This window comes from Bradyrhizobium jicamae, assembly GCF_001440395.1.
Taxonomy (GTDB): Bacteria; Pseudomonadota; Alphaproteobacteria; order Rhizobiales; family Xanthobacteraceae; genus Bradyrhizobium; species Bradyrhizobium jicamae.
Genome location: NZ_LLXZ01000179.1, coordinates 1 through 5636, shown reverse-complemented (window position 1 = coordinate 5636; position 5636 = coordinate 1). Strand labels below are relative to the sequence as shown.

Annotated in this window: 2 protein-coding genes and 1 pseudogene; 2 read left to right on the top strand and 1 reads right to left on the bottom strand. The window is 60.4% G+C overall.

Annotated features, from left to right (window positions below; genetic code table 11):
• The first annotated feature begins 449 nt into the window (after positions 1-449).
• Both CQ12_RS30185 and CQ12_RS30175 read left to right on the top strand, forming a co-directional pair.
• Positions 450-1496, top strand: a complete 1047-nt coding sequence (locus tag CQ12_RS30185) for a relaxase/mobilization nuclease domain-containing protein (RefSeq protein WP_430642284.1) — start codon at positions 450-452, stop codon at positions 1494-1496.
• A 185-nt stretch (positions 1497-1681) separates the two neighbouring features.
• Positions 1682-3121: pseudogene (locus tag CQ12_RS30175) on the top strand (IS1182 family transposase).
• A gap of 1431 nt (positions 3122-4552) precedes the next feature.
• On the opposite strand, the gene CQ12_RS30165 reads toward CQ12_RS30175, so the two are convergent.
• The gene (locus CQ12_RS30165) at positions 4553-5581 is read right to left on the bottom strand and encodes an alpha/beta fold hydrolase (protein ID WP_083519539.1); all 1029 of its coding nucleotides are present in this window, start codon (positions 5579-5581) and stop codon (positions 4553-4555) included.
• Positions 5582-5636 lie beyond the last annotated feature (55 nt).

Below are 5636 nucleotides of genomic sequence, written 5' to 3'. Positions count from 1 at the left end.
AGAGGCAACCGGAATGATCAAGCCGTCACCTCATTCCAAATCGCCAGGGAAATCAATGCGGGGAGAGCCGTCGGCCAGCAATATCTCGCGGAGAGACGATCGTGAGTGGGCAGGACAATGATCTTCGCGTTCGTCCTGGTCGCATCCGCGACGGCGGAGGTAGTCCCTCACGTCCGAAGAGCTTTGTTGGCCAGGTCATGCGGGCGGCCAAGAAGGCCGGGCATGTCGGCGACGGTTTCGGGCGCGGCAAGGGCGGCGCGAGCCGGTCGCGCTTCGGACGGCGCCGACGTGCCGCGCTCTCCCTGTCCCTCCGGTCAAGCTCGCGACGCGTGGTGATGAAGGCGCGCGTGGTCCGTCATCAAGGCACGCGTTTTCGTTCGGCGCCGATTTCCTAGCACATGACCTATTTGAAGCGGGAGGGCGTCACGCGAGACGGCAGCGACGCGCGGATGTTCGACGTGACGTCGGATGCGGCGGATGAGAGGGCTTTCGCCGAGCGTTGCAAGGATGACCGACATCATTTTCGATTTATCATTTCTCCGGAAGATGCCGCCGAGCTCGGCGATCTCCGCCTCTTCACGCGCGAGTTGATGTCCGACGTCGCGCGCGATCTCGGAACCAAACTGGACTGGATCGCGGTCGACCACTGGAACACTGACAATCCGCATGTCCATGTTCTGATCCGCGGCCGCGCAGAGGACGGCCAAGATCTGGTCATCAGCCGGGATTACATCAGCCGCGGGTTTCGGGATCGTGCCGCTGAGCGCGTTACGCTGGAGCTTGGGCCCCGCAGCGAGCAGGAAATTCAGTCTGCCCTAAAAAGGGAGGTCGAGGCTGAACGCTGGACGAGTCTAGATCGGGCGCTGCGTATTGCCGCTGACGAAGGGGCAGGCGTGGCGGACCTTCGCCCCAGCGCATCTGGTGAGGACCCTGAACTCCGTCGCCTGATGGTCGGGCGGGCGGCAAGGCTGGAGCGTCTCAATCTTACCGAGCAGGTTGCACCCGGCTGCTGGACCCTCAAACCCGATATCGAGGACAAGCTGCGTGATCTCTCAGTTCGCGGCGACATCATCAAAACGATGCATCGGGCAATGCGCGGGTTTGGCCGCGAGCCGGACGTGTCCGGCTTTTCGCTGCACGGCGAACAGCCGGCGGATAAAGTGGTCGGCCGTCTAATCGAGCGCGGACTGCATGACGAACTGAAGGGCTCGGCCTATGCGGTCGTCGAGGGGATCGATGGACGAACGCATCACCTCAGGTTCACCGATATCGAAATGACGGGCGATGCCATGCCCGGCGCTATCGTGGAGGCGCGGAGTTACGACGATGCTCAGGGCTGCAAGCGGCTCTCGCTCACTACGCGGTCCGATCTCAATGTCGAGGCCCAGGTAACTGCGCCGGGCGCGACCTGGATTGTCTACGGCTGGTTCACCGAGGGCTTCGACACATCCGACTTGAAGAAGGCGGCGGCCTTACTCGACGAACTAAGCGCATAGAAGTCGAAGCGTGGCTGATCGTCATTGACAGCACGAATTCTGACAGCCTTGAAGCACATTGGATGTCCTCTTTTTGCAGAAGAGCGGACCTGCTTCCTGCAGAGGCCGATTTCCGAGTTTGACCCTGGCTGTGTGAAAACGCTGTGCCGCTGTTATGATTCTCTCGTGATTCTGCGGGGGAATTGATGAGGCGCTTCGTTGAAGAGGCGGATCGTGGGCAATGGACGCTATTGCCCGAATGCCTCGATGATTTCATTGACGAGAGCAACCCTGTTCGGGTGATCGACGCGTTTGTCGAGGCGCTCGATTTGGCTAGGATGAGTTTTGAGGGTGTGGAGCCGGCGGCGACTGGTCGGCCGTCGTATCACCCCTCGGTGCTCCTCAAGCTTTAGATTTACGGCTATCTGAACCGCGGTCAGTCCAGCCGGCGGCTCGAACGAGAAGCCGGGCGCAATGTCGAGGTGATGTGGCTGCTGGGTCGGCTCGCTCCCGATCACAAGACGATTGCGGACTTCCGCAAGGACAATGGCCTGGCGCTGCGCAAGGTCTGTGCGCACTTCGTCGAACTCTGCCGAGAGATGGGTCTGCTGGCGACGGCGAGCGTCGCCATCGATGGCAGTAAGTTCAAGGCCGTGAACAACCGGGACAGGAACTTCACACGGGCGAAGGTGGAACGGCGGCGTGCTCAGCTGGAGGAGAGCGTCGCGCGCTATCTGAGCCAGCTTGACACGGCCGACCGGCAGGAGCCGAGCGAGGGGCTGGCCGCGAAGGTGACGAGGCTCACCGAGAAGCTGACGAAGCTGAAGGAGGAAATGGGCAAGCTTGCTGTCTACGAGAAGCAGAAGCTGGCTTCGCCCGATCAGCAAATCTCCCTGACCGATCCCGACAGCCGTTCGATGGCCACGAGCGGCCGCGGCTCTGGCGTTGTCGGCTACAACGTGCAGGTCGCCGTCGACACCGAGCATCATTTGATTGTGGCACACGAGGTCACGAACAGCGGCTCAGATCGGGCACAACTGGCCAATATGGCCAAGCAGGCGAAGGCTGTTCTCCAGACCGAGACGCTCGAGGCCGTTGCCGATCGCGGCTACTTCAGCAGCCCGGAGATCCTCGCGTGCCACGAGGCCGGCATCACGGTAACTCTGCCCAAGCCGCAGACGTCGGGTGCCAAGTCAGAAGGTCGCTTCGGCAAGCAGGACTTTGTCTATTTGTCCGAGGAGGACGCCTATCGCTGTCCAGCTGGGGAGCAACTGCCATATCGCTTTACTAGCGAGGAAGACGGCAAGATGCTGCGGCGCTACTGGACCACAGCCTGTCGAGATTGTTCGCTCAAACCCCACTGCACGACAGGGCCAGAGCGGCGGATTCCCCGATGGGAACATGAGCATCTGCTCGACGCTGTGCAGCAGCGCCTTGATGCAAACCCACAAGCCATGCGCCAGCGTCGAGAGACAGTCGAGCATCCGTTCGGGACGATGAAGGCCCGCATGGGCGCTACACACTTCCTCACCAAAACGCTTCCAAAAGTAGCCGCTGAAATGGCACTCTCGGTCCTGGCCTATAATCTGACACGGGTCATGAACATCGTCGGAATCAGGTCGCTGATCACTGCGATCGCGGCCTGAGATAAGCGCGGCTCCCGGCTTCTAGGACCCACGTCCTTTGCGGCCGTTTTTACACGGCCAAGGTCAAAAGCGGTAAGGCTCAGAGCGATCGAACGTTTCCAGTTTGCGCTTCAAAGCAGACGCGAGTCGTTTAACAGTACGCGCCCTCAGGCGCGCCACTGCGTTAGACTGACAGCCTTGGATCTTCCGCTCTGCTGAACCTACGGACGCGGTGGCCTCGCCGTGAACAGCTGGGTAGGCTACAGGGGGCAGCCGGCCCGGGAATGGAGACGGCCCCGCGTGAGTGGAGCCGTCTCCCGCTCACCGCGGACAGGCCGTCAGTCAGCGGCCGCCGCTAACCGGAGATCTCCGACGCCGCGAACGCGGCATCTATGCGCGGTCGGCCCGCAGACAATGACTCTGAGACCGGCTCCGTAAAAGTGAGCCGCTCTGACCTAGGACGAACCACGGCCCCATCGACGGATTGCCTAAGCTTTGCTAACGCTGCGAGTCGGACGTCCTGCGGCCATGGAGAACGCACTGCGCGACAAACGTGCCGCGCGATATCAGCCGCAGGCGCATCGCGATGTTCATGAGGGCGCGCGGCAAGGGTGGGCGAGACCCGGGCGCGGTGATGCGGGATTGAATCGCATCAAGTATCGGTACCGGTTACTGCCCATATTTTCGCGACGTCCCTGACCGCTTGGCGGGGAAGTCTATCTTCCACTTTATTCGTCGTCATAATCGTACGGCTTTGGACCGTAGTACGGCTTTGGGCCGTAGTCTCGGTCATAGGGCCTTGGGCCATAATCGCGATCGTAGCGCCGCGGTTCATAATCTCGATTGTAACGCCTTTGCCCGTAGTCGCGATCCTCACCACGTGAGGGCGCTTCGCCTTGTGCAAAAACCGCGCGGCAACGATCGCTGAGTTGCGGAGTATTTCGCCGTAGGCAAGCCACGATCCTGTCCACATCGGGGATTTGCGCGCCACATAGCCGCCAGACGTCGGGCGTGCAGGCCCTTTGTTGTCCCACGTTTCCCGATACTCTTGCGAAAACGCGGTATTCTGAAGGGCGATGCCGCAACCGATTGCCAATGCAAAGCCCAGAAAAACTCGACTCGCCCGCATGTCTTTGCCTTTGGTTGAACGTGGGCAGCACCCGCGCGAGTGTCTTCGCCCTGCGATTGAATAAATGCAACGCGAGAAGATTCGCGTCAGACAACAACTTGTGAAACGGGGAACGGGATGCTCCCGGTGCGCCGAGACAATGTCATCAGCTAAAGATCAGACTATGCCGCCGCGCTCGATGCTTTAGCGCCCTGCAGAAAAGGCATGGACGCCATCGCGATCGTAGGCCTCGCCGGTTAATCCATCCCCGCCGGAGCCGGCCACCGGCAGAGGGCTTGGGCCCTGTAACTTGCGGAGATGAACTGCTATACGGGGATTGGAGCTCAACGCGCTCGCGGACGACCTCGCTCGCGGTCCCGCGGAAACTGTTGCCGGTCCTCATCCCGCGACGAGATGATTCGCACTGGCTCCTCGAGGGATACATTCAGGTTATCCACGGCCTGCGCAATCGTGCCAGTGTCGGCATAGGTCACCATGTGCCCGGCATCATTCACGAGATGCAGATCAGAGCGGCCCAGCACTTGATGGAGACGTCGGGCCTGTTCGGGTTCGATAAGCCGGTCCCCTGTTCCGTGGAAAATATAAATGGGACATCGAATGCTTTGATAACGAGACTGCAGTCGTGCCGCTTCCGGAATTAGAAGCGCGCTTTCCTCCGCGGCCGCCCTCAGTTGCTTCGGCCGAAGCGTCAGGGAGGCTGGAAAGCGATCCTTGAAATTACCCGGAACGGAGCGAGGCGCAAAAAGCTTCCGAAGCGCTATAGGCAGGATGGCCCAGGAGATAACCGGCGCTATAGTGTAGCGCATCAAATCACCCAACACCGGCACCGCTGGACCTGACATCATCCAGAAGTCCCACCGCCGTGTCGGAAAGTAGTAACCGGAGGCAAGCACAAGACCACGGACTGGGTAGTTATCTTGCAATGCGATCGCGAGGGCGACCAGCGTACCCCACGAGTGGCCCAGCACGACGGGCTCGCGCACATCGAGTTGGTCAAGGGCCTTCACGAACGACGCCGCCTGGGATGTTGCCGTCCAGATGCGTGCGCGGGGCCGTTGACTATATCCGAAGCCTGGCCGATCAAAGCATAGAACCCGGTTATGGCGAGCAAGACGGTCCACAAGTCCGCTGATGATGAGATCCTGGATCAACGAGCCGTTGCCATGGAACAGCACGACGCTCGGCGCTACCGGATCACCACGCTCGATATAATGAAGCCGTACGCCTTCACATTCGATGAAACTGCCAATGGGCGGGTTCTTCCGTTCAGCCACGAACCAGAACACGATATTTCCGATCACCAGAACAAGCACCATGCCCACAACGATGAAGGTGATATCAGCAGAGTGCATTTGCTAAAGCCTCGCAAGGTGAATAGCCAGCGGCATAGCCCAGCCAAGATAGTCC